22 protein-coding genes, 1 tRNA gene and 1 pseudogene are annotated in these 23676 nt (G+C 52.3%); 15 read left to right on the top strand and 9 right to left on the bottom strand.

Going from position 1 to position 23676, the window contains the following annotated elements:
- Positions 1-4: 4 nt before the first annotated feature.
- Complete coding sequence (locus GQY55_RS08535; RefSeq protein WP_160040145.1) at positions 5-1327, top strand: metallophosphoesterase family protein; 1323 nt, start codon at positions 5-7, stop codon at positions 1325-1327.
- Positions 1317-4508 (top strand): AAA family ATPase, encoded by a 3192-nt coding sequence (locus tag GQY55_RS08530; protein WP_160040143.1) that lies wholly within the window; start codon positions 1317-1319, stop codon positions 4506-4508. Before GQY55_RS08535 ends, GQY55_RS08530 begins: the two co-directional genes overlap by 11 nt.
- Here the strand turns inward: GQY55_RS08530 and GQY55_RS08525 are convergent.
- The gene (locus GQY55_RS08525) at positions 4498-5523 is read right to left on the bottom strand and encodes a YkvI family membrane protein (RefSeq protein ID WP_160040141.1); all 1026 of its coding nucleotides are present in this window, start codon (positions 5521-5523) and stop codon (positions 4498-4500) included. The genes GQY55_RS08530 and GQY55_RS08525 overlap by 11 nt on opposite strands.
- 167 nt (positions 5524-5690) lie before the next feature.
- On the opposite strand from GQY55_RS08525, the gene GQY55_RS08520 reads away from it, so the two are divergent.
- The 4 genes from GQY55_RS08520 to GQY55_RS08505 all read left to right on the top strand — a co-directional run bounded on the left by GQY55_RS08520 (position 5691) and on the right by GQY55_RS08505 (position 7947).
- Positions 5691-6287, top strand: a complete 597-nt coding sequence (locus tag GQY55_RS08520) for a DedA family protein (protein WP_160040139.1) — start codon at positions 5691-5693, stop codon at positions 6285-6287.
- Between the two features lie 161 nt (positions 6288-6448).
- Positions 6449-7021 (top strand): xanthine phosphoribosyltransferase, encoded by a 573-nt coding sequence (locus GQY55_RS08515; RefSeq protein WP_160040138.1) that lies wholly within the window; start codon positions 6449-6451, stop codon positions 7019-7021.
- Between the two features lie 84 nt (positions 7022-7105).
- The gene (locus GQY55_RS08510) at positions 7106-7435 is read left to right on the top strand and encodes a hypothetical protein (protein WP_160040136.1); all 330 of its coding nucleotides are present in this window, start codon (positions 7106-7108) and stop codon (positions 7433-7435) included.
- 296 nt (positions 7436-7731) lie between these two features.
- Positions 7732-7947 carry a hypothetical protein gene (locus GQY55_RS08505; RefSeq protein WP_160040134.1) on the top strand — a complete coding sequence of 72 codons (216 nt, stop codon included), beginning with the start codon at positions 7732-7734 and terminating at the stop codon, positions 7945-7947.
- Positions 7948-8084: 137 nt separating this feature from the next.
- Here the strand turns inward: GQY55_RS08505 and GQY55_RS08500 are convergent, their stop codons facing one another.
- A complete protein-coding gene (locus tag GQY55_RS08500; protein ID WP_160040132.1) occupies positions 8085-8510 on the bottom strand; it encodes a hypothetical protein in 426 nt (141 codons plus the stop codon).
- Positions 8511-8722: 212 nt separating this feature from the next.
- Here GQY55_RS08500 and GQY55_RS08495 point away from each other — a divergent pair.
- Positions 8723-8807, top strand: a tRNA-Leu gene (locus GQY55_RS08495).
- A gap of 156 nt (positions 8808-8963) precedes the next feature.
- Here the strand turns inward: GQY55_RS08495 and GQY55_RS08490 are convergent.
- Complete coding sequence (locus GQY55_RS08490) at positions 8964-9530, bottom strand: hypothetical protein (protein ID WP_160040130.1); 567 nt, start codon at positions 9528-9530, stop codon at positions 8964-8966.
- A gap of 235 nt (positions 9531-9765) precedes the next feature.
- Here GQY55_RS08490 and GQY55_RS08485 point away from each other — a divergent pair, with 235 nt between their 5' ends.
- Entirely contained in the window at positions 9766-10641 is an 876-nt protein-coding gene (locus GQY55_RS08485; RefSeq protein ID WP_160040128.1) for a stalk domain-containing protein, read from the top strand.
- A 204-nt stretch (positions 10642-10845) separates the two neighbouring features.
- On the opposite strand, the gene GQY55_RS08480 is transcribed toward GQY55_RS08485, so the two are convergent.
- A complete protein-coding gene (locus GQY55_RS08480; protein WP_160040126.1) occupies positions 10846-11895 on the bottom strand; it encodes a LacI family DNA-binding transcriptional regulator in 1050 nt (349 codons plus the stop codon).
- Between the two features lie 329 nt (positions 11896-12224).
- On the opposite strand from GQY55_RS08480, the gene GQY55_RS08475 reads away from it, so the two are divergent.
- The 6 genes from GQY55_RS08475 to GQY55_RS08450 all read left to right on the top strand — a co-directional run bounded on the left by GQY55_RS08475 (position 12225) and on the right by GQY55_RS08450 (position 19280).
- Complete coding sequence (locus GQY55_RS08475) at positions 12225-13439, top strand: ABC transporter substrate-binding protein (protein WP_236575495.1); 1215 nt, start codon at positions 12225-12227, stop codon at positions 13437-13439.
- A gap of 16 nt (positions 13440-13455) precedes the next feature.
- Positions 13456-14391, top strand: coding sequence for a carbohydrate ABC transporter permease (locus tag GQY55_RS08470; RefSeq protein ID WP_160040122.1), 936 nt, complete (start codon positions 13456-13458; stop codon positions 14389-14391).
- Positions 14392-14408: 17 nt separating this feature from the next.
- Positions 14409-15233, top strand: a complete 825-nt coding sequence (locus GQY55_RS08465; protein ID WP_160040120.1) for a carbohydrate ABC transporter permease — start codon at positions 14409-14411, stop codon at positions 15231-15233.
- An 18-nt stretch (positions 15234-15251) separates the two neighbouring features.
- Positions 15252-16553, top strand: coding sequence for an alpha-galactosidase (gene melA / locus GQY55_RS08460; protein WP_160040118.1), 1302 nt, complete (start codon positions 15252-15254; stop codon positions 16551-16553).
- Positions 16550-17500 (top strand): carbohydrate kinase family protein, encoded by a 951-nt coding sequence (locus GQY55_RS08455; RefSeq protein ID WP_160040116.1) that lies wholly within the window; start codon positions 16550-16552, stop codon positions 17498-17500. Before melA ends, GQY55_RS08455 begins: the two co-directional genes overlap by 4 nt.
- A 259-nt stretch (positions 17501-17759) precedes the next feature.
- Positions 17760-19280 (top strand): right-handed parallel beta-helix repeat-containing protein, encoded by a 1521-nt coding sequence (locus GQY55_RS08450; RefSeq protein WP_201452120.1) that lies wholly within the window; start codon positions 17760-17762, stop codon positions 19278-19280.
- A 186-nt stretch (positions 19281-19466) separates the two neighbouring features.
- Here the strand turns inward: GQY55_RS08450 and GQY55_RS08445 are convergent, their stop codons facing one another.
- Both GQY55_RS08445 and GQY55_RS08440 read right to left on the bottom strand, forming a co-directional pair.
- Positions 19467-20291 carry a DJ-1/PfpI family protein gene (locus GQY55_RS08445; RefSeq protein WP_160040114.1) on the bottom strand — a complete coding sequence of 275 codons (825 nt, stop codon included), beginning with the start codon at positions 20289-20291 and terminating at the stop codon, positions 19467-19469.
- 107 nt (positions 20292-20398) lie between these two features.
- Positions 20399-21430, bottom strand: coding sequence for a DJ-1/PfpI family protein (locus tag GQY55_RS08440; RefSeq protein WP_160040112.1), 1032 nt, complete (start codon positions 21428-21430; stop codon positions 20399-20401).
- Between the two features lie 307 nt (positions 21431-21737).
- Here GQY55_RS08440 and GQY55_RS08435 point away from each other — a divergent pair, with 307 nt between their 5' ends.
- Positions 21738-22304: a class I SAM-dependent methyltransferase gene (locus GQY55_RS08435; RefSeq protein WP_160040110.1), complete on the top strand. Its 567-nt coding sequence runs from the start codon at positions 21738-21740 to the stop codon at positions 22302-22304.
- A 75-nt stretch (positions 22305-22379) separates the two neighbouring features.
- On the opposite strand, the gene GQY55_RS08430 is transcribed toward GQY55_RS08435, so the two are convergent.
- From GQY55_RS08430 to GQY55_RS31905, 3 genes and pseudogenes are all read right to left on the bottom strand, one after another.
- A complete protein-coding gene (locus GQY55_RS08430) occupies positions 22380-22790 on the bottom strand; it encodes a DUF4064 domain-containing protein (RefSeq protein ID WP_160040108.1) in 411 nt (136 codons plus the stop codon).
- A gap of 248 nt (positions 22791-23038) precedes the next feature.
- Positions 23039-23401 (bottom strand): hypothetical protein, encoded by a 363-nt coding sequence (locus GQY55_RS31910; RefSeq protein WP_328803733.1) that lies wholly within the window; start codon positions 23399-23401, stop codon positions 23039-23041.
- A 63-nt stretch (positions 23402-23464) separates the two neighbouring features.
- Positions 23465-23611, bottom strand: a pseudogene (locus GQY55_RS31905) (TetR/AcrR family transcriptional regulator); the annotation flags it as partial.
- Positions 23612-23676: the final 65 nt, after the last annotated feature.

The raw sequence follows: 23676 nt of genomic DNA, 5'->3' as shown, positions 1-23676 counted from the left end.
TGGAATGGTTCCGTTTACTTTCATTCATGCCGCGGACCTTCATCTGGACAGCCAGTTTAAGGGCGTCAGCGGACTTTCGGACGGGATACGCGCTTTTTTGCGCGAATCCACCTTTGCTTCCTTCGAGCGGCTGACGGAGCTGGCGATCCGGGAGCAGGTCGATTTTATCGTGATTTGCGGCGACGTATACGATGCCAAGGATTCGTCGCTGCAGGCGCAGCTCCGCTTTCAGGAGGCGCTGGACCGGCTCGGAGAGCACGGCGTCGGCGTCTACGTCATCCATGGCAATCACGACCCGCTCGACGGCCCGCGCATGATCGTTTCCCAAAAAGAGCATGTGCACGTGTTTGGTCCCGAATTCGAACGGGTTACCGCATGCCGCAGGCAGGACGGGCGGCCGGTGGCCGTCATCGGCGGCATTTCGTACCCGACGGCGAAGGTTACCGAAAATACGTCGCTTCATTTTCAGAGGAACAGGGATTCATCCCTGTTCCATATTGCGCTTTTGCACGCCAACGTGGACGGCGATCCGGCGCATGAAACGTATTCCCCCTGCACCCGGCGCGACTTAACCGCCGCAGGCTACGATTATTGGGCGCTTGGCCATATTCATAAAAGGCAGGTATTGCAGGAAAACTCCCACATCGTTTATCCGGGCAATATTCAAGGACGCAGCATCCGGGAAACCGGGGCGAAGGGCTGCTACGTCGTTCGGGTGGATGAGGCGGGAAACATCGGATTGCAGTTCCATGAGCTGGATACGGTCCGGTGGTACCATGAAACGCTCGCCATCGACGGCATGGAAGGCGAGGAGGCGTTTTATGCGATGGTGGAGGATCGAATGGAGGCCATCCGCAGCGAACGTCCCGGTCAGATGAGCGTCGTCAGGTTCGCCGTCGCCGGCAGAAGCCGTCTGCACCAAAGGCTCGAGGAAGGGATGGCGGAGGAGATTTTGCACGAGCTTCACCGGAAGGCCGTCCGCGCGGCAGCGGAACCCGGCGGATTTGAAGGGCTGGTCTGGATCGAAAGCTTTGATATCCGGTCCGGTCCGTGGATCGACAGGGAAGCGCTGCTGGAGGAGGAAAGCTTCCTCGGCGAGCTGCTCCGTTACGGCCGCAAGGCGGGCCCGGACGGGGAAATCCGCTCCGACCTGTTCGGCAGCGCCCTGCAGCCGCTCGCGGCAAACGGGGAACTGCGCAAGCTTCTGGCCGAAGTCGGCGAAGAGGAACGGACGGGCTGGCTGCGCCGGGCCGAGGAAATGGCGGTTATGCTGCTGGCGGAGCATGGCCGGGAACGGGAAGGGGGCGGCGAACCGGATGAACATTGAGCGTCTGCAAATCCATGGCTTTGGAAGGATCCGCGACCGCGACATCCGGCTGCATTCCCCGATCACGGTGTTGGCCGGTCCGAATGAAGCCGGCAAAAGCACGATTCTGCATTTTGTCCGGGCGATGCTGTACGGCATACCGGGCCGCTCATACCCGACGGAACGATTCGAACCTCCGGGGGGCGGAGTTCATGGCGGGGTGCTGACGGCGAAAGCGGAGGACGGATCGACTTGGACCGTTTCCAGATTCGCCTCCCGCGATGGAGGCGCCGCTTCCGGCCGGGGAGAGCGGCTGTCCATCGTAAAAACGACAGCCCAGGGAACGGCCGTACATATGACGCAGGGCGATCTGGAAAGGGAACTTCTTGGCGGCTTGTCCCGGGACATGTTCAAGCAGCTGTTTGCCGTCACGTTGACGGAGCTCCAGGAAATACGCACGCTGCAGTCCGAGGAATTGGGCAGCTACCTGTTCCATGCCGGGTTCGGCGGCGGCGCCGACATCGTCCGGGCCGAGCGGAGGCTGCTTCAGGAGATGGAAAAGCTGCACAAGCCGCGGGGGCGGGTCCAGGAAAGCGCCAAAGTGCTGCAGGCCATCGAGCGGCTGGAGCGGGAAATCGCGGAAAGCCGCTCCTATTTGGCCAAATATTTGGAGGCGGAGTCCAAGCTCGGAGACACGAACCAATCCATTGCGGAGGCCGACCGGAAACGGAACGAGGCTTCGGAACGGTTGGCGCTCCTTCGGAAAGCGCAGGAGATCCGGCCGCAATGGCTGGAGTGGAAGGAGGCGTCGCTTGAGCTTGCCGGGATGCCTGAAACGGCGGCGTTTCCGGAAGAAGGCGTGCAGCGGTGGCATCGGCTTCAAGCGGAGCTGGACAGGCTCAGGATCCGGCAGCAGGAGCTTGATCGGACGTCCGGCGCTTTAAACGATCGGCTCGGCAGGCTGCAGCCGGATGAAGGCCTGATCCGGCAGGGCCCGCTTATTGAGCGTTTGGCGGCAAGGCGGGAAACGATCGGAATGCGGATGAAGGAGCTGCAGGAGTCTGCCGGAGAGGAAGCCGTCTTGCAGGAGCAGCTGCACAGGGTGCTGCGCCAAATGGATCCGGGCTGGGGCGTTTCCGAGCTGCGGGCTTTTTCGGGCAGCGTGTCCGAACGCGAGGCGGTGCGGCGGTATGCCGCCGGTTTTGCGGGATACGACCGCCGGATGGAGTCGCTCGCGATGGAGCGGGAGCAAAAGTCCAGGCAATGGGAAGCGGCCGAAGATGAGCTCGGGCGGGTGGAAGCGGCTTTGCGCGAGAACATGGAGGAAGGGCGGAACCGTTTTGCGATGTTCCTCCCGAAGTCGAAAGCCGAGCTGCTGCCGTTATGGAACGATATCCAGTCGGGGGCGGAGCGCTGGCGCGAAACCCGGCTGGAGCGGCTTTCCCGACAGGAAAAGGAAGAACGCGAGGCGTTTGTTGCCGAGCGGATGAAGGTTTTTTACCGGAAGCTGCTTTGGGGCAGCGTACTGATGACGCTGCTGCTCCCGGGCTTGCTCTTGCTGCTGCGATCCCCGCTGGGGGCGGCGGCAGCCTTTGTGCTGTTGGTTGCAGCCGATATTTTCTTTTGGCGGGAAAGCAGGGGAGAATCGCCAAAGGCCGGGCGGGCGAAAAGACGGAATGAACGGGCGCTGCATGACCCTGATCGTGAAGCCTCCCGATTGTCTTCGCTTATCGCCTCTCTGGTGTCCGACCCGCTTACCGCGTCGGGCCTGTCGGGAGACAAATTCGAAGGAAGGCATCTTTCATTGTTTTCCGAGCAGGATATGGAAACGGCTTTGCGCGAGCTGCGCAAACAGGTGGACGCGTGGCTGCTGTGGCAGGACGAGCTGGAAAAAAGCAAAGCGGCTGCGCTCGCGGCACGCCAGCGGGCGGAGACGCAGCGGCAGGAATTGTCGGCGCTCAGCCGCAAAATGGACAAGGAGCAGCGCATCTTCGCGGAGCTCGAGGGACAATGGCAGGAGTGGTTGTCTGAACGGGCGCTCGGGCCGACAAATTCGCCAGAAACGGTGATGGATCTGTTCGGTTTTGCCGAACAGGGGCTGGAGCTGGTGCGGCGTTTGGAGGCGCTCGGCCGGAAAAAACGGGCGCTGGAGCAGGAAATCCGGGCGTATGAGGAGGAATGCCTGCAGGTTCTTCCTGAAGGCGCAGCCTCCGACTCGTCTCCGCTTCTACGGCTTGAAGCGGTCAATCGGGCATGGGATGAGCAGAAAAAACTGATGCGCGAAAGGGAAATCATAAGCTCCAAGCTGGAGCCGGTGAAGGAGGAATATTTTCGGATCCGCATGGAGATCGATGCCGTCATGCAGTCTCAGGAGGCATTGCTTGCCGAGGCGCAGACGGAGGATGGGGAACGGTTTTTGCGCCAGGGTGCCTTATGGGAGCGGCGCAAAGAGCTTGAACGGAGCGTCCGCCAGCTTGCGGTCGGCATGTTCAGCGGCTGGCCTTCAGACCGTGAACATACGCTGCGGGACATGCTTGACCGCCATGATGCCGCCTCGCTGGAGGCAGCATGCCGGACGGCGGCGGATGAGCTTGACCAGGCGGAACGGCAGCACGGCGAGCTGCAGCAGCTCCGCGGCAGGCTGCTGCAGGAGCGGGACGGGCTGGTGAAGTTATGCGCCCACGATACGGCGCTGCAGCAGCTGGAGGAGCAGAAGGCGCTGCTCAAGGACATTGCCGCGGAATACGCGGTGCGTTCCCTTTGCGCGGAATTGATCGCGAGAACGCGCGGCATTTACGAGCGGGAGAAGCAGCCCCGGCTGCTGCAGCTGGCGTCGGCTTATTTCGGCGAGCTCACGCGGGGAAGCTACAGCAGGGTCGTGATGAAGCTGGGCGAAAAAAGGCTGCTGGCCGAGCATCGCGAGGCCGGCCTTGTCGACAGCACGCTGCTGAGCCGGGGAACGGCGGAACAGCTGTACCTGGCGATGCGTTTCGCTTTGGCCGGAAGCATGGAAGGCCATTTCGCCGTGCCACTGCTGCTTGACGATCTGTTCGTCAATTTCGACGAAGAGCGGATGTGTTCCGCGCTTGGTTTGGCAGGCAAGCTGGCCGAGGAACGGCAGATCATCATGCTCACCTGCCATCGATATATACTGGATCACATAAGAGAGAGGCTGCCTCAAGCGGACATCATCAGGATTTGAACATCAGCTTGACCACCCAGAAAACCGCCAGGCACCCGAACAATGGATAAAGCACGGACAGAAGCGAACTGAACCCGATTTGGCTGAGCAGGAAGCAAATGAACAGAACGGAAGCCGAAATGAGCTTCGGGGAAACGGCCATATGCTGCTGCAATTGGAGCGTTACCCCGTAAATGTCGGCGACGAACGTGCTAAAAATTTCGAGGAAGATCAGCATGACGTAAATGATTTGAACGGCCGTCCCCAAGTGTGAGGCGATGCTTCCCATGGGGATTTCGTACTGCCGGATGCCGGGCATATGCGCCGATATGGCGATATGCGCCGAAAGCAGCATCAGCCCGACGCCGATCCCGCCCGCAATGCCTCCCCATTTGACGGCCGTTTCGCTTTCCGTTTTGCTCCCCAGCGGAACGAGCACGGCTTGGGCCAATACCAGGTTAAACGCGGTGTAAATGATCGGCGAGAGCCAGACCAAGGCCGGATGCGAATCGGTGGACAGGGTAAGGAAGCGGTCGGCCGTCGGAAGCTTGACCGTGTTCAGAATGATGATGACCGACAAGGTAAGCATTAAAGGAACGACGATGCTGTTGATCTGCAAAATGGCATGAATTCCGTGCTTCAGCAAAAAGTACGTGCCGACGATCGTAAGGAGCAGGCCGGTTTGGTAATGCATGTTGAAATGCTCCATAAACACGGAGCCGGCCCCGGCAAGCATGACGCTGTTCACCCCGATCAGAATAAGCAGCATGATGATGCTGATGACGCCCCCGGCTTTCGGGCCGAATAGATATTTGTTCAAATCTTCGTAGGAACGGGCCGAAATCCGCCGCGACATTAGCATGATTTTTGTCCCGAGCCATATGAACAGAGCGGTTGCGAGCAGGATCGTAAGGGCGCCCCATTTGCCGTATTGGGTGAAAAATTGGATGATTTCCTGCCCGGTTGCGAATCCCGCCCCGACGATCGTTCCGATGTATGTAAATGCGATTTGAAAGATGCGTATCCCGGTTTTCATTTGGTTCCTCCCTGCTTTGTAAGCGGCGCTATTGTGTGATTCGCTTAGTACAGGTTATGATGGGGATGTGGTGGACATGACTCGGGCGTGTCCCAAAAAACGGTTAGATCCCGAAGGAATGTCGTTCAGCCGGCACAGCATGAGTAAAGAGAGGTATATATAACGCTTTGACGGAAATTATGGTTTACCTGACACAATACGGCTATATCGCGTTATTCGTTTTGCTTGCTTTAGGGATTGTGGGGATTCCCGTACCGGATGAAACGCTGATCGCCACCTTCGGGGGCATGGTCGCGCGCGGGCATTTTCATTTTACCGTCGCGTTGGCCGTCACCTTTATGGGCAGCATGACGGGGATGATGATCAGTTATACGCTCGGAAGAGTGGTGGGCAAGCCGCTGTTGGAGCGGTACGGCAAATGGATCCGGCTGACGCCGGAACGTTTGAAGTCCGCGGAAGCCTGGTTTAAGCGGCACGGCACGTTCAGCATCGTCATCGGCTACTTCATCCCCGGGCTGCGGCACTTGTCTTCTTATATGGCGGGGATATCCAAGCTTCCTTTGGGGCGTTATGCAGCTTACGCGTCCCTTGGCGCGCTGCTGTTTTGCACGACGTTTTTACTGATCGGGCATTCGGTGGGATACCATTGGAACGAAATTGCGGTCATGATGGAGCGCTCGTCGATTAGAATAGGGATTCTGGTCACCGTGCTGCTCGCATTGACGCTTGCGGTGGCAGGCCTCATCTGGCGCCGGAAACGGTAAGCGGCTGAAATTGGTCGCTTATCGAGAAAATGGACGGAATTTCAATGTTCGGCAAGATCAGAAGCAATGTTGTAACCGGGAAAAATGCCGTTGAAGGCGGTAGGTCTTTTTTAACAGTACGATGATATACGTTTTTCTTATTCGGCTTGGGGGTTATTGGAATGGAAAAATTGAAGCAAAGAATTTTGGAAGAAAGCACGGTCATGTCGGAGCAGGTGCTCAATTTGGACGGCATATTAAACCATCAGGTGGATCCCGGATTGACGATGGAAATGGGCCGGGAGTTTGCCGCCCGCTTTAAGGATGCCGGAGTCACGCGCGTCATTACGGTCGAATCCTCGGGTATTTCCGTAGCTTTTGCGACGGCGCTGGAGCTGGGCGTTCCTCTCGTGTTCGCACGGCGCAAAAAGACGCTTTTGGCTGATCCCGACGCACTATGCGAGCGCGTTCCTTCGTTTACGAAAGGGATCGTCACCGATATCATGCTCTCGCGCAAATATATCCGGGAGCAGGACAAGGTGCTTTTCATCGACGACATTATCGCCAACGGCGACGCCGCCAGAGGACTCGTCAAAATTATCGGGCGCTCGGGAGCGGAATTGGTCGGCCTTGGCGTCGTTGTGGAAAAATGCTTCCAAGCCGGCGCGCGCACCATTCGCGAACAAGGGATCCGTTTGGAGTCTCTCGTCAAAATCGAATCGCTCGACAACGGAACCATCACTTTCACGGACTAATCGTCCATTTATAAACAATGCCTTTCAAGCGGCGTTCTTTTCGCTTATAATATATTTAAGATCACGAGAGGGGAGGCAGCGAAAATGGGGAAAGAACCGGTAAGCGAGCAGTATTTTGTCGATAAGCTGGCTGCGGCCAAGGATCATTTCGAACGCGCGTTGGATTGCAAGCATACGGAGTTCGATGATCTGTATCCCTACATGATGGAGCATCCTCAATTTTTCTGGTATAAACGTTACGTCGCTTGGTCAGAACTGTTGACCATCGTACGTATGTGTGATGAGCTTGACTTTTCCTGGAAGGATTTGTTCGCCCCTCATCAGGTGGAGTATGTTGAAAAACGGGTGATGTCTTCAACCGTGTTGGATTATTGGTTTGAGAAAAACGACAGCAAAGAGCATGCGCAACGCTAGCCTAACCGCATCAATGGGGGATTCAGCCGGCAAGCCGCTGCAAAAGATAGGACCTAAATGAATCCATTTAGGTCTTTTTTTGAAGATTTAATTATAAGGTTCAGAGCGATTGCTTCCTTATATCTTCAAGGAAAATTTCCGCTAAGCGCGGTCTGTCTTCCGGGAAAGTACGTCGAGAGACGTTTTCTTCATCTCAGAAAATTGACCTATAAATGCGATCCGACTTTTTTTCGTAGCCAAAACTACGCTTTGTCGGGTTGTTTTGTGAAATTGCAAGAGGAAAGGAGGCGCAAGCGATGATTACCGACGAACAGCTTAACCACTACCGCCTTTCCGGAGAAATGGTCAGGGTAGTCCGCGACGGGATCGAAGACAATGACGTCAAAGGCATCGTGGTCGCTTGGGATGACGAGCACGTGCTGATCCGCCGCCGCAACCGGAAGGTGGTCAAGCTCGACCGGAACTATATTTACCAGCCGGTGGACGAGCCACGCATCCATCCCGAATCATGATTCATGCCAGGATGGATATAACATGTATGTATGGCCGCTTGAACGATCGGGAACGTTCTGTCTGAACGGACAGTGCGATTCCCGCGTTGGAAGCGGCTTTTTTTGGGTAATTCGGGAAGCTGCTCCAAAGGAGCCCCTTACAGTGCGGAAACGGGCGATGAGGGAAGGGGATCTGGCGAAAAGCCGTTGGCGTCGGTCTCCGGGCGAAGCCCTAAATAAGCCTTCATTCGGGCCATCATTTCGCTGCGGAAGGCCGGCCATAGGATGTTCATTTCGCCCGTATACCCCCTGCAGACGTATTGGGCGCCGATGCCGCGCTCGTCCTGGCTTATTTCATAGACGCGGATTCGGCGGCTTTTGAATTCCCTTTTGACGCCCGATAGCAGCATCATGGCCTGACGATCGCCCCCGGCCACAACTTCCATGTACAGCTCCGGAGTTTTGAATACGCCGCTTTCTTCCATAATGCGAAGGTCCCGTTCAAACACTTTATGGATGAATTGCAGCAGAAGGTAGCTTTTGATCAGCGACAGCTCGTCGCGCGTTATGCCTGGTACAGACATTTTGGATCACCGCCTTTATGCGAACTGATGTTCTTATTTTATCCCGTTTGCTTCATTTTTATCAATACTTTTTGCGCTGGCAGTTGCTTCCGTTTCCCTCTTCCAAATAAATATAAAAAGGTGTTGACTATAATTTTGATCCATGGTATGATCTATCTTGTCGCCGCGAAAGAGTCGGAAACGATGAAAACAGCCAAGCGATAAATACATATGCGGTCGTGGCGGAATTGGCAGACGCGCACGGTTCAGGTCCGTGTGGGCTAACCCCCCGTGGAGGTTCGAGTCCTCTCGACCGCATCGATTAGAAACAGATCCGTAAATTCATTTACGGATCTGTTTCTTTATATCAACGACAACCTTATTAAAGCACAAGCTCAAATAAATTCTTAATAAGGGTTTTTAATCAGAATAAGAAAAGTCCCGAGAGGCTGTTCTAGAGACCGAAGAAAACGGTTAATTTAAAGCACTAAGCGGTCCGCTTTGTAAAACCTTATCCACTTCCTCGTATCCAGGCGGGTAGGCGAAATTGTAGCGTGCAGGAATTGCAAAAACATATTTATCGTTATGACCCAATTCGCTCGGTTTGAGAGCTGCTGCACCAATAAAAAATTCTTCCCGTAGAAGAGAGTCCCACTGACGGATTGTAAATACCATAATGGGTATATCCTGCCTTGGCGTTTTTGCGGTCCATCGAGGATCTCGAATCGAAAGGATTGTCCCCGTTTCCATAGACTTTTCACTTATGTTTTTGTTCATTACGTTGCCTTCCCAATGACTCTCTACAATGGAATAACCTTTCCAGCTTTCGGGTAAAGAAAACTGAAAACCGTATTGTTTATTCGTATACACGATAGAGTTTGAATCCGTGGATGAAGGGGGTGGATTCGGGCTTTGAGTTGGCGTTTTTGTTGGTTGATTTGCGGCTTGTGTTGGTTGGGATTGGAAATTTCCATTGTCTTTATTCGTGCAACCTGCTAATAAAATAATGGTGATAAGAACTAGAACAGGCAACTTAATCAAAAACCGTCACCATCCTTATGGGATCAAAATTTCTAAAAATTACAGACGATAACGAAGGTGGACTTTCTCCGGCCCCCTTTTCTTGGTTGTTCTCTTCTTTGTGATCTGAAAAAAGCCTAAAATCGTTATGACGAGACCACGCTTCTTTGTATTGTTATTCTTTTGCCCATGAATGTAACCAAATAGAAAATATAGTGTTTATAGTTTTGATGACATGAAGATTAGGAGGTTCATGATGCTTAAAAAGTGGACTGCATGCTTACTTGCCTCGGCGTTATTGGCAATGCCTATGACATCCGTGACGAGCTTTGCCGCGAAAAATGTAATAAAGGATGTGACCGTTTTTAACGGTCAGATTCATAACGGCCGCGTGCTCGTTCCGCTACGCGTGGTCTCTGAAAACCTGGGGGCCGAAGTGGAATGGTTTCAGCAAGCCAAGGAGCTTAAAGTTGTGAATGGCAATACGATCATTCGGCTGGGTGCCAATTTCGACATTGCCATTGTTGAAACGCCGCCACCCGCCGATGATCCAGCCGCTCCGCCTCGAAAATATATCGAGTTAGGTACGGCTATGCAAATTATAAAAGGGACAACTTATGTACCGTTAGCATTTGTCGGCCAGTCGCTTGGGGCGAATGTTACCTGGAACAATGACTCGAAACAAGCGACAGTGACACTGAATGGAAAGCAGCTTTTTATTCATATGGAACAACCGGCCGTAAACATCCCCGAACAGCAAAAAATCCCGGAAGCGCGTTTGAAGGCATTGTCTGATAAATTAAACGAAGCAGCGACGCTAACGGCGAGCAGAAACGCGAAAACACACTTTAAACCTTACTTCACGGAAAAACTGATCCAATCCATGATTCAAAAAAAGGGATTGGGCACAGCAAACACTTATGCAACACCTATCACTTTGCCGGAATATATCAGTCCGACGAAAGCTGTCCTTTCCCAGTCTGTCGTTTTGGCAAACGGCTTAACGGGCGAAGATCAGTATATCGAGGACCGGACGATCGCCCTTGTGTATACGAAGGGAGTATGGAAAGTCGACAATGTTAGCACCAACGGTAGGGTAGTGACGGCAGGGTTTGCAAAAGATCCGATTTGATAAAACATCGTCTTATTGAGCCATTCCCAAAGCCGGACCCATGTGGAACGCCGGCGGGGCTATCGGTGCGCGGCTGCTTATTTTAACATGAAGAGAAAGACCATCATTTCATCGTTTGAATGGTGGTCTTTCTGTCTTTGTAGCTATTATGGCTTCTAACCCATTAAGCTTTCTTCCAAGAGATGAAAAGGACTTTGCTAATGCTTACGGCTGCCCAGGCTGCCCCGGCTGCCCCGGTACGCGCCAGTCGCTGGATTGCCTGAACATCGGCTCAAACGGCAGCAAAATTTTGACGGGCAGCGGATAGGGGGAATGGATGCACTGCAGCATCGTTTTTGCCGCAACAACCCCGATCTCGAAGGTCGGGATGTGGATGGTCGACAGCGGCGGCACCGTGTAACGGGACGGCTCGTTGTCGTCAAAGCCTATAATCGCGAAGTCCTGCGGGATTCGGTAGCCTTTTTCCGAAATGGCTCGCATCGCCGCCATGGCCATAATGTCGCTGGCCGCAAAAACGGCGGTCGGAAGCCGTCCCGGAGGCTGGTCCAAAAATTTCAGCATCAGCCGGTAGGCGTTGTCCGGCTCCCACTCGGCGTTAAGCACATGCTGCGGATGGACGGCAAGGCCGGCTTGCTCCAGCGCGATCTTGTAGCCCCGGTACCGCTTTTCCCGTTCATAATCGCCGGAGAGGCCGGTTCCGCCGATAAAAACGATATCGCGATGGCCTTGGTCGATCAGATGCGCAACGGCCAGACGTGCGGCCTCGACCCGGTCGTACGAAATCGTCGGGATGCTCGGGTCGGATACGTCGATCCCGACGATTTGCTTGACATGCTTTTTTACGTAGTCATACAGCTTTTTGTCAATGCCTTCAATCAGAATGATTCCTTCGATTTGCGGATCCTCCGTAATTTCCCTCAAAATTTCCGGCCGCTTCAAATCTTCCTGCGTATGGGTGAACGCAAGCTTATAGCCGTTTCTCGTCAATTCCTTTTCGATGCCGTCGAAAATAACCGAAAAGTACGGATGGTAGCGGCGATCCTGCATCGTCGATACGATGCAGCCGATCCCTTTGACGGCCGGAGACGGTTCCTGCGCCGCCGGCTTGACGGGATAACCAAGATCCCGGGCGGCATCCCAAATTTTTTGCTTCGTTTGGCTGTTGACCGAACGGTTGGACTCATTGGCCAATACGCGGGATACGGTGGAGATGGAAACACCGACGCGTTCGGCTATATCTTTTAATGTGGGCATATTGGATAACCTGCCTTTTTCACGATGTCAGTCATGTTTATTTCCTGATTTTTGCGGCAAAACCCCACATCCTATGTTAAGTAAAAAGAGAAGCAAGGTCAACTGCGTTTTGCGCAAAACAGAAGAAAAATAAGCAAAAATTTGCGGCAAAAATTGAAATTTAACAATTGACGTGTTCCAATGAATGCGCTATATTTTTTCATGTGGACAGGAAAGGATTAGGATTGGAGTTGAAATAGGGGACGAAAGGAGGAGGGATCATGCGTTTTGCAAGGGTTGCGGCAATTTGTCTATCTTTTTGCATAACGTTTGCAATTTCAGGGTGTTCATTGGGAGGCAATCCGGATTCAAACACCGACGACGGCAAAGTAAAGCTGGTATTCTGGGCCCATCAGGAAGACGCTTTTGTCGAAGCTTATCATAAGCAGATCGAAGCCTACCAAAACGAGCACCCCAACGTCGAAATCAAATTTCAAACTTTTCCTTATGAAATTTACAACCAGAAATTAAAAGCCTCCTTCTCGGCGAGGACCCCGCCCGACATTGCGGAAATGTTCGGCACATGGGTGCCGGAATATTCGCGGAACGGGGCGCTTGCCGAGCTTCCGAACGGGGAAGCGCTCAGCAAGGAGTACTATCCGGCTCCGGTCGGAGGCTACATGCTGGACGGCAAACTGTACGGCTTGCCGATGGAGTACAACATCGAAAACGGCGGGATGCTCATTCACCCGCAGATGCTGAAGGAGAAGGGAATCGAAAGCCTGCCCTCCACATGGGACGAGCTCGTTGACGACGCGAAGAAGCTGACTGTGCGAGACGGCAAAGGCATGAAAGTGAAAGGCTTCGATTTCGTATCCACCGATAACATCACCTTTACGTTTCTTTCGCTCATTTTGCAGCAAAAAGGCCATTTTTGGGGCGAAAACGATCATGTCGATTTTCAAACCCCGGAAGCCGTCAAGGCGATGACGGCGCTTAAAGCGCTCGTCGCCGACGACAAAGTGGCGGATTTAACGACCTTTGGCGGCCAGCTGGATACCTCGGATTATTTTTTTCAGGGCAATTCCGCCATGACTTACCGCGGACCGTGGACGATTGCGGCGGGGCTCGACAACTACCAGGTGAAGGATTTCGACTATGTGCCCGTACCGTCGTTTACCTCGGAAAAACCGTTTTTTGCGGCGGAATCCGGCTGGGGGACGGTTGTCGCCCAGAAAAGCAAGGTGAAAGCGGAAGCGCTCGATTTCATTCAATTCATGGCGCAGAAGGATCGTCTTAAAGCATGGAATCTCGGCACCTTCACGGTTCCGGCCAAGAAGGAAGTGGCTGTCGACCCGGAATTCGTCAAGGAAAACCCGTATATGAAAACTTCGCTCGCCATCCTTCAGTACGGTCAATGGATCGGTCCGATCGCGGATCGCGATTATTTCTTCAAGCAGGTGAACGACCATTTCCAGTTGATCGTGATGGGGAAAGAGAGCGTGGAAGACGGCCTCAAAACGATGGAGAGAGCGATAAACGATAGTCAGGACAACCATAAATGATCGGAGTGTCTGGATAATGAATGAAGCGACCGTAATAAGCGATGACAAGCGGGCGGGATTGCCGAAGAAGCCTGTCCGTTACCGCAACGAACGGCGGTTTGTATTCGCTTTCTTAACACCTGTGCTGCTGTTGTTCGGCGTATTTGCTTTCCTTCCCATCGGGTGGAGTCTCATTTTGTCCTTATTTCAATACAACCCGATGAGCGATCATGCCCGTTATGTCGGCGCAGCGAATTATTTGCGCATGCTTACGGACGGGGTGGTCCTGAAATCGCTTTGGATCACGTTCAAATTCGTCTTTATTACCGTAATTTCCAATCTTGTCATTACGCTTTTGATTGCGATGGCCATTCAGCGGGTGCGGGTACGCTGGCTCAAGGATTTATTCCGCACCGTATTTTTCCTTCCGACCATCGCTCCGCTTGCCGGGACGGCGATCGTCTGGAGCACGATGTTCAGCTATCAAAACGGTTTGTTCAACATGATCCTCGGAGAGCTTCACATCGCCCCGGTGCAATGGCTGAGCGATCCGCATTATGCGCTGCTGTCGGTCATTATGATGACGCTTTGGGCGGATATCGGATACAATATCGTCCTTTTCATGGCGGGTCTTGATTCGATCCCGGAAATGTACTATGAAGCCGCCATTCTCGACGGTGCGAATCCTTGGCATCTGTTCCGCCACGTGACGCTGCCGTTGTTGAGCAGATCGACGCTGTTCGTCACCATTACCACCGTCATTTCGTATTTTCAGGCGTTTCCGCAGTTCCAGATCATGACCAAGGGCGAGCCCTTTAATGAAACGAGGGTACTTGCGCTGCAAATTTACGATCAAGCCTTTTCCAATTCGAATATGGGCTATGCGTCTGCTTTGGCCACCTTGTTCCTCGTGATTATATTGATCGTCACTGTGCTGCAGTTGAAATTGGGCCGCACGCAGTGGGAATATTGACAGGAGGCTGAAAACATATGCGTCGTAAAAATGTGTGGGTCGATACCGTCGTCACGGCCGTGCTTGTGATAGCGGCATGTATCATGCTGGTCCCATATCTGTGGATGGTGCTTTCGTCGTTCAAAGGCAACATGGACATCATTTCGGGCTCAGGCGGCTTTTGGCCGAAGCATCCCAGCCTGGACGGCTACCGTACGGTGTTTGCGGACGCTCCCTTCGGCGTCTGGCTCTTGAACAGCGCCTTCACTTCGGTCATCATCACGGCCGCCACGCTGTTCACCAGCGCGCTTGCCGGATATGTATTCGCCAAACATCAGTTTCGCGGCAAACGGATTTGGTTTCTCCTGATCCTGGCTACGATGATGATTCCGTTCCAAGTCATCATGATTCCGACGTATTTAATTACGGCCAAGCTTGGGCTCGTCAACAATCTGGCCGCGATCGTTTTGCCGAATCTCGTCAGCTCTTACGGCGTGTTTCTGGCGAAGCAGTTTATCGAGGAGATTCCGAACGACTTGCTCGAGGCTGCGAGAATGGATGGGGCGGGCGAACTGAAGTTAATGGTCCGCATCATCGCGCCGCTTATTTTTCCGATGTTGTCCGCGCTTGGCATCTTCACGTTTATGAATGCGTGGAACAACTACCTGTGGCCGCTGATCGTGCTGAACGATACCGAAAAAATGACGGTTCCGCTCGCGCTGGTCTATTTTAACGGGACCCATGTCGTCAATTACAATGTCGTGATGTCGGCGGCCGTCTTAATTACGATTCCCGTCATCGTCGTGTTCCTGATTTTCCAAAAGCAGTTCGTCAAAGGTTTGACGATGACCGGCATGAAATAAAAAATGGAGAGAGAACTTATGACAAAAATAACGATTATCGGCGCAGGCAGCGCCTTTACACAAGAAATTGCCGTGGATATTTTGAACATTGAAGGCGTGGAGGGCGGTACGATCGCGCTTGTCGACATCGATGCCGACCGGCTGGAAATCGCCCGGAAGCTCGTCCTCAAAATCATCGAAATGACCGGGAAACGATGGAACGTCATCGCCTCCGTCGACCGCAGAGAGGTGCTCTCCGGATCCCAATTTGTCATCAACCAGATCGAAGTAGGCGGACTGCAAACCGTTCGGTACGAATACGAGATTCCGCTTAAATACGGCGTGAATCAATGTATCGGCGATACGCTGGGCCCCGGCGGTTTGTTCAAAACGCTGCGAACGCTTCCGAGCTGGATGGACATCGTGCGGGATATCGAGGATTTGTGCCCAGACAGCATCATTTTGAACTATACGAATCCGATGTCGGCCGTGACGCTGCTCACGTCCAGGATTACCGAAATCCCTGTCGTCGGCTTGTGCCACTCGATCCAAAACACATCCAGCCAGCTTGCCAAATACGCCGGCGTTCCTTACGAGGAGCTGCAGTGGAGAGCCGGGGGCATCAACCATATGTCCTGGTTCGTGGAGTTGACGCATCAAGGCAAAGATTTATATCCGGTGCTTCGCGAAAAAATCAAGGACCCCGATTTGCTGAAAAAAGATCCCGTGCGTTTTGACGCGATGAAATACTTGGGAGCATTCGTCTCGGAATCGAGCGGACATTTCTCCGAATATATTCCGTATTACCGCAAACGGCAGGATTTGATCGACCAGCATTGCAGTTCCGGCTATAATGGAGCGACCGGCTTCTATGCCAATAACTGGCCGATCTGGCGCAAAGAAAACGACGAGGAGATCTTGCAGAAGCTTGAAGGAAAACTCCCGATCAGCCTGGAGTCCAGCAATGAATATGCCGCGATAATTATCGAAGCGATGCTGAAGAACGAACCGAAAGTGATTTACGGCAACGTGCCGAATGAGGGGTTGATCCATAATTTGCCGCAAAACGGGGTCGTTGAGGTGGCATGCATGATCGACCGGAACGGCGTAAACCCTTGCCGGTTCGGCGAGCTGCCGGAGCATTTGGCCGCGCTCTGCCGCTCCAATATGGCATTTTTCGAACTGGCCGTCGGCGCCGTGCTCGAAAACGACAAGGACATGGCGCGGCAGGCGCTTATGGTGGATCCATTGTCCGCCGCCGTATGTTCCCTTAAAGAAATCAGCGACATGTTCGAGGAACTCTACGAAGCGGAGCGGGATTTCATCCCGGATTTGCGATGAGCGGAGCGGGAAATGGGGGGACAGCCCCTACTGTCGTCATCGTCGGTGAATTGAACGTGGATGTCATCGTTACGGGCAGCGACGTTATACCGGAATGGAACCGGGAGAAAATCGTCGACGGCTTTCGGGTCGTCCTCGGTTCTTCCTCGGCCATCACCGCCTGCGCTCTTGCCAGCCTCGGGGCGGACGTCAGGTTCGTCAGCGTCGTTGGCGACGACGATTTCGGGACGTTCTGCGTTTCGGAATTAAAGCGGATGGGAGTGGATACGGAACATATCATCTCCTTGCCCGGCGTGCAGACAGGCGTGACGATGTCCTTCTCCACGCCGTCCGACCGCGGTTTGCTGACTTATCCGGGAAGCATTCCGCTCGTCGGACCGGAGCATGTCCCGGAAACGCTGCTGATGGAAGCAAACCATCTTCACTTCGGCTCCTATTATTTGCAGGACGGAATGAGGCCGCATTGGCCGCAGGTTTTCAAGCGTGCACAGAGCCGCGGCGTCAGCACTTCGTTCGACACGGGATGGGACGTAAGGAATGTATGGGACCGGGAAGGAATATGCGCGTTATTGGCCCATACCGATTTGTTTATTCCGAGCGAGGAGGAGATTCTGCATATTTTCGAGTCGGCGTCCCTTGGCCAAGCGTTTGCCAAAATCCCTCCGACCGCAGGCCGCATTGCCGTCAAGCAAGGGTCCAAAGGGGCTTCGCTGCGTGAACCGGACGGCACGGTTATTTTGGCTGAGCCTTACCGCGTCACGCCTGTCGATACGACGGGAGCGGGGGATTGCTTTAATGCCGGCATCATCTATGGGTATTTGCATGGAAAAACGGCTAAACCGCTGCTCCGCTACGCCAATGCATGCGGCGCGTTGTCGACGCTTGGCGTTGGCGGCACCGGCAGCTTGCCGACGGTAGAGGGCGTTGCCCGCTTGCAAGAGGGATAGCCCGCAACAAAGCGGGCAGCCAAACGCTGTTTTGGTTGCCTGCATTCAATCAAACTATATAAGTTGTACAAAAGAAAGTGATAAGGAACAGGCAAAAGGGTTTTGTGAGCGGATTTCAACTATAGATTTACTAAAATCATAGAAATCTGTGAGCAAGAGCGATCGGAAGAACATTTCACCCGGCTGTCTTCAACCTTAAGGTTATTTTGTTCAACTTATATAGTTCTAAAAACTTATATTGAAGGAGATGACAAAAAAGATGTTGAAATTCGGTATGGTTATTGGTTTGAGTATTGCCCTCTTAGGGGCATCCTTTGGGGATGCCGCCCCGACGAAGGCGTTGGCGGAAGGGGCCGAATATTATGTATCTCCAAGCGGTAGCGATTCGAACGCCGGGACGCTCGCCTCTCCTTGGAAAACGCTGCAGCACGCAGCCGACGTTGCCACGCCCGGCAGTAAGGTTTACGTCCGCGGGGGAGTCTACAACCAGAAGCTGAAAATCACCCGTTCCGGGTCTGCGGCGCAAGGAGCGATCACGTTTTCGAATTATGCCTCTGAAGTGCCTGTTATCGATGGCACCGGGCTTACGGTATCCGGCTCGGAAGGAATCGTCGATCTGACGGATGCCAGCTACGTCACGATTAACGGCTTTGAAATCCGAAATTATACAACGACAAAATCCGGCGTCATGCCGATGGGCATCTATGTGCATGGTGCGGGCAGCAACATTACCTTATCGAACAATAAGGTCCATGACATTAAAAATACGGCTACCCCGAAGGGAATGTCGGGCAGGGACGCGCATGGGATCGCTGTCTATGGCACAAAAGCGCCGGATTCCATCAAAAACATTACGATCGACGGCAACGAGCTTTACAACCTTGTGCTTGGCTCCAGCGAATCGCTGGTCGTGAACGGGAATGTCGACACATTCAACATCACGAACAACGTGATCCACGACAACGACAACATCGGGATCGATGTGATCGGCTTTGAAGGAAAGTCTCCGAACGCCGCTTACGATCAGGCACGAAACGGACTTATAAAAGGGAACAAGGTTTACAATATCACATCCAGCAAAAATCCGTCCTACGAGAAAGGCAGCACGGAAGCAGGCGGCATATACGTCGATGGCGGCAAAGACAGCATCATCGAACAAAACTACAGCTACAACAACGACATCGGCATCGAAATCGCATCCGAACATGCCGGCAAGTCGACCAGCAACATCACCGTTCGCAGCAATTTGATTTACAAAAATTCCTTGACAGGCATTGCCATGGGCGGATATGACACGGAACGCGGCTCAACGGTCAATTGCAAAATCGTCAACAATACGCTTTATAAAAACGATTCCTTGGGCGGTGGAAACGGCCAACTATACGTACAGTACGATACACAAAATAACGTTATCAAAAACAACATCATGGTGGCGGACTCCTCCGATGTCCTCATTTATAATGAGTACACCAAAAATACGGGGAATATCGTCGATTACAACCTGTACTTTGCGCCCGGTGGAAACGCCAACGCATCATGGACATGGAAAAGCAAAGAGTACACCGGTTTCTCCGCGTACAAAACGGGAACAGGCAATGATGCGCACTCCATGTTTGCCGATCCGAAGTTCGTTAACGTTTCGCTGAACGATTATCACCTTCAGTCGACGTCGCCGGCGATTGATGCCGGCTCGACGGACACCGCGATCATTGGGGAATATGATCTTGACGGCAATGCCAGAGTGCAGGGTGCAGCCGTGAATATCGGGGCATACGAATAAATATGAAATGTCCATTTGAATAGGGTTCAATGCTTTGCCAAGACATCGCCTTCTAAGGAGGGCGATGTTTTTTACACGAAAACCCCTAGTTCGATCGACTAGGGGTTCAGGAAATCGCGGGGTTATGAGCACGCCTCTCTTAATCAAGGGAGAAGGAGCCGCTGCCGCTGTGCCTGCTTTCAGGCATCATTTCGCGATATTGGAAGCCGGTTGTTTTTCCGCAGAAGCTTTCGAAGCGTCCTGATTCGCCTTAAAGTCGATCGGCGTCATGCCTTCCGCTTGCCACACCGTACCTCTTTTCTCGTATTGGAATAACGTTTCTACTTCGTTCGCGATTTGCGGCCCTAACTCACGATCAACCAAATACAAGGCCACATCAAGTCCCGAAGTCACGCCTCCACCGCTCACGAGTCGCGGATTGTCTTCGACGACTCGGGCGTTTACCGGAATGGCGCCGGCCGCAGCTAACGTATCCATGCCTAGTTGATTGGTGACGGCATGTTTGTCTTTCAGCAATCCGTCCATGGCAAGCAGCAATGAACCTCCGCATACGGTTGCCACGGTGACGTCTTTATTGTCAAAAGCTTGTTTTATCTTCTTCGTTAAGCCGGTTTGTTTGGCTTGCCACAATATATTCGGAATGGAATCCTTCGAATTCCCCGCCGGCTTGCCCGATGCCCCCGGCACCAAAATAATTCCCGGACGATTTGGGTCCAACGCGGCCTCCGCCTCGAGAGCAGGTCCGTTCAAGCCGCTCGGGACGGAGCGTTTGCCTTCCAAGGATACCAATTCCACGGTAAGAGCCCCTCCCGAATACATTCCTGCGGCAGCAAATGTTTCATATGGCGCCAGTACATCCAACAAATCGAAACCATCGAACAATACGATTTGCACATGGACTTTTTTGTTTTTGGACGCACTTTTGTTTTCAGCCGCATCCGCGCTTGCCACAGGAGCAACAAGCGTTAGAACTAAAGCCAATGACATGATCAATCCCCAAATTTTTTTCATCCTTATATCCAATCCTTTCGCTTCCGCTCATTTCAAAACCGGAAATGCCACCCGCCGGCCTGAAGCGTTTTTTGTTCTTCGCTGATAAAAGCCGACAATCATTCGGATTAAGAAATCCGCGTGCCTGTTAATTTGGAAGCCGGGAGCATGCCGGCCTTGGCGATTCCTGTCATGTGATCTCCATCGGCGGCAACCTCGAATTTCAAATTTAAGCGCATAGGTTTCGTGATCTTGAGCGACCAGGCGAGCTTGTTGTCCTGCAGGACAGGGTTCAAAAATTCGACCGTCTCATTCCCTTGGGTTGCCTTGCCTTGTATAATCCCATGGGCTGTGGATATGGAGAGCTGGACCTGCAGTTTTCCAACCGGTGTCGCGATGGTCGCATCCCAATCCCCGTCGAAGGTCGATGCCGGTATGTGTTCGTTTCCCGGCGTTTCAGAAGTTATAGGGGACTTATCCGCCGTGGTGTTCGGATCGTCGCCGGTCCTTATAAGATTGCCGGGCTCCATTCCCGCCGCTCTCCACACCGTCCCCCTCCGTTCGAATTCAAACAACCGTTCCACTTCGATTGCGATCCGCGGTCCAAGCTCGCGTTCCACCAGATACAGCGCCACATCAAGTCCCGAAGTTACGCCGCCCCCGCTAACCAGGTTGCCGTCGTCCACAACGCGTGCGGGGATAGGAACCGCCCCGGTTGCTCCGAGCATATCCATGCCCAGATGGTTCGTTACCGCCGGTCTGCCCTCGAGCAGCCCCCCCATGGCCAGCAACAGGGAACCGCCGCATACCGTGGCGACGATGACGTCTTTTTGCCCGAGCGCCTGTTCCATCAAACCGGTCAAATCCGTGTTCATTGCCCGGCCCAGAAGAGCAGGGACCGAATCGGGGCTATCGCCGTCGACGGGGCCCGCCGCGCCAGGCACGACAATGATACCCGCTTGTTCCGGAATCAGTCTGCCGCTTGCGTCCATCTTTAACCCGTTGACGCCGCTGGTCACGGATCTCGGCCCTTCGGCGGTAACGAATTCTACGCTTAACGCGTTGTCGGCAGCCATTGATGCGGCGCTAAAAACCTCGTAAGGCCCAATGGCGTCCATGAGGTCGAAGCCATCAAAAAGCACGATTTGAACCTTTAACATACACCAATCCTCCTTGTTTATTTTGGACGGGTCATTTTTGCGATGTTGCCGTCCGTGTCCGCAAGTAGAATCATAGCAAAGGAATATCTCGAACGACGTTGGTTAAGGGTCACAAAACCATAAACATCCCATCACAAATCAGACGGTTTATTGAACCACAAATAAACAATGGTGCGCGTAAGCCGCATATGCCAATGTTTCTTCGCCGAAGCTTGACAAGAAATTGAAAACGTGGTCGAATATGAATCAATCATCATAACAATGGTATGTAGGCTATATCATCCTGCGATCCAAAGGAGGGTACCCGATGGAGTATATGGGAAACCAAAAGTATTGGGATGACAAATTTGCAAAGAGAGGAGATCGACGGCTGCATCCTGAAAAAAGTCTGGTAGACCATCTGCCATACTTTAAAAAAGGATCCGTCCTTGATCTTGCTTGCGGAGATGGGAGGAACACTTTATTTCTTCTCGAGCATCATTTTAACGTCACCGGAGTGGATTTTAGCAGGGAGGCGCTAAATCGTTTGGAAAAGTTTGCTCATGCCAACCATTACCGTGTGCATACGCAGCAGATCGATTTAGGCGATCCCGATTCGTTAAAAGATATCGGCGTTTTTGATAATATCGTCATTAATCATTATCGGCTAAACAAAGCCCAGCTGGCGGCCATTGACGAGCATTTATCGGCAGGCGGTATTTTATTTGTCTGTGGTTTCGGACATAAGCACAAAGAGGAGGATTCCGTACGACAAGAGGATTTGATTCAACCAACTGATTTTGATGGACTGCAGAAATCAATGACATTGTTAACCTATACGGAAACGGAAGATGAGAACGGTTTTTTGGTGACGTATCTTTTTTCGAAAAATTGAAGCCGGTGGTTCCGGGAGAAGGGGAGGGTTCCACATTTTCGTCATGCATCCTATGTAGAACCCTTTATGGTCGGCTTACCTCATTCCTTGTCTGCTTCTAACGTTTGGTTTTCTTACCAATGCCATGATTCCGGCTATAACAAAGAACATGGCAGGAATGAATCCGAACACGGAAATCATACAAGCCGCTACCGAAACAATAATTAGCAGCCATCCTGCGATCTTCTGGCTGCCTTTACCTTTCAGCAAAATCATGGCCATAACACCTAACACGACGCCGATCATACCGGGCAGAACCCACAATGTACCCGCTTGGTTCATCTGATCAAGCGCAGCAGCTGCTTGGCTATCGCTCCAGTTGGCATGCAGATCGTTCAAATAATTTGCATCATCTTTGCGGTACAAGAACACGATGCCGACTACAATCATGACGAGACTTGATACGGCTCCAATCATACTTAATACGATTTCCCCTGTTCTTTTCATGTTCAACCTCCATTTAATGATTGATATCATTGCGCTTTAAGAGCATTTTTGATTTATTTCCCGTCCGGATTGATGGACGAATGAAGGCCTATAAGATTTCAATTGAATCACCTCCTTTTATACCCCCGCATATTGCCTGGCGTTTCCTTGCAACGAGAACATTGCATTGGCATGAGCGTTCCGCAAATATGAATGAATATTTTTAAATTCATTCATATTCAGGCAAAAAAAGAATGCCCGTACGCATCCTATTTTTGAAAATCCGTCAAACCTTTCATGATAAACTCCGCCAAATACTGTACCACTTGCGGAAAATGCTGAATCCCGATTTCCTCCTTGTGTGAATCGATATAAGCCAATGATTCAAAAAACGTAGGCAAAAGTTCATCGTCAATATCGGTTCTAATTTTTCCTTCGGCCCTCCATTTTTTAAATAACCCGGTATACAAGCTGCGGATGGAATCATCTTCTTCTCCGACCTCTTCATAATAGTGTTCCAGTTCCCGGAAGAGATCCCGGTTATACCATTCTTTCAGTATTTTATTCGAATTCATGGCACGGATGTTTTGCTCCACCAATGTCCTCACGAGCGCGACGGGATCCTGACTCATGTCAAGGGATTCGACGATGCGCTTTTTTAATGTTTCGTTTTCTTTCCGGTAGATTTCAAAGAACAATTTCTCTTTCGAGGGATAGTAGTTATAAAAAGTGCCAACGGCTATTCCCGCCATTTTTGCAATATCTGAAATATTCGTGTCTTTGAATCCTTTGGAGCGGAATAATTCAGAACCACAATGAAAGATGATCGTTTTTTTATCCATGGGTTAACCAACCTCTAGTGAATGAATATTTTTTAAATTCATTCATATTGAAACATGTTTGCATT

The sequence above is a fragment of the Paenibacillus sp. USDA918EY genome, from assembly GCF_009870825.1.
Lineage (GTDB): Bacteria > Bacillota > Bacilli > Paenibacillales > Paenibacillaceae > Paenibacillus_AQ > Paenibacillus_AQ albilobatus.
The sequence above is the reverse complement of the archived record's forward strand: the minus strand, read 5'-3'. Positions and strand labels throughout refer to the sequence as shown.

Coding starts and splice junctions, on each gene's coding strand:
- GQY55_RS08535 (WP_160040145.1), top strand. CDS start 5: ATGGTTCCGTTTACTTTCATTCATGCCGCGGACCTTCATCTGGACAGC.
- GQY55_RS08480 (WP_160040126.1), bottom strand. CDS start 11,895: ATGCCCACATTAAAAGATATAGCCGAACGCGTCGGTGTTTCCATCTCC.
- melA (WP_160040118.1), top strand. CDS start 15,252: ATGACAAAAATAACGATTATCGGCGCAGGCAGCGCCTTTACACAAGAA.
- GQY55_RS08510 (WP_160040136.1), top strand. CDS start 7,106: ATGGGGAAAGAACCGGTAAGCGAGCAGTATTTTGTCGATAAGCTGGCT.
- GQY55_RS08500 (WP_160040132.1), bottom strand. CDS start 8,510: ATGTCTGTACCAGGCATAACGCGCGACGAGCTGTCGCTGATCAAAAGC.
- GQY55_RS08525 (WP_160040141.1), bottom strand. CDS start 5,523: ATGAAAACCGGGATACGCATCTTTCAAATCGCATTTACATACATCGGA.
- GQY55_RS08530 (WP_160040143.1), top strand. CDS start 1,317: ATGAACATTGAGCGTCTGCAAATCCATGGCTTTGGAAGGATCCGCGAC.
- GQY55_RS08430 (WP_160040108.1), bottom strand. CDS start 22,790: ATGAAAAGAACAGGGGAAATCGTATTAAGTATGATTGGAGCCGTATCA.
- GQY55_RS08505 (WP_160040134.1), top strand. CDS start 7,732: ATGATTACCGACGAACAGCTTAACCACTACCGCCTTTCCGGAGAAATG.
- GQY55_RS08515 (WP_160040138.1), top strand. CDS start 6,449: ATGGAAAAATTGAAGCAAAGAATTTTGGAAGAAAGCACGGTCATGTCG.
- GQY55_RS08470 (WP_160040122.1), top strand. CDS start 13,456: ATGAATGAAGCGACCGTAATAAGCGATGACAAGCGGGCGGGATTGCCG.
- GQY55_RS08450 (WP_201452120.1), top strand. CDS start 17,760: ATGTTGAAATTCGGTATGGTTATTGGTTTGAGTATTGCCCTCTTAGGG.
- GQY55_RS31910 (WP_328803733.1), bottom strand. CDS start 23,401: ATGAGTCAGGATCCCGTCGCGCTCGTGAGGACATTGGTGGAGCAAAAC.
- GQY55_RS08445 (WP_160040114.1), bottom strand. CDS start 20,291: ATGAAAAAAATTTGGGGATTGATCATGTCATTGGCTTTAGTTCTAACG.
- GQY55_RS08485 (WP_160040128.1), top strand. CDS start 9,766: ATGCTTAAAAAGTGGACTGCATGCTTACTTGCCTCGGCGTTATTGGCA.
- GQY55_RS08440 (WP_160040112.1), bottom strand. CDS start 21,430: ATGTTAAAGGTTCAAATCGTGCTTTTTGATGGCTTCGACCTCATGGAC.
- GQY55_RS08435 (WP_160040110.1), top strand. CDS start 21,738: ATGGAGTATATGGGAAACCAAAAGTATTGGGATGACAAATTTGCAAAG.
- GQY55_RS08465 (WP_160040120.1), top strand. CDS start 14,409: ATGCGTCGTAAAAATGTGTGGGTCGATACCGTCGTCACGGCCGTGCTT.
- GQY55_RS08455 (WP_160040116.1), top strand. CDS start 16,550: ATGAGCGGAGCGGGAAATGGGGGGACAGCCCCTACTGTCGTCATCGTC.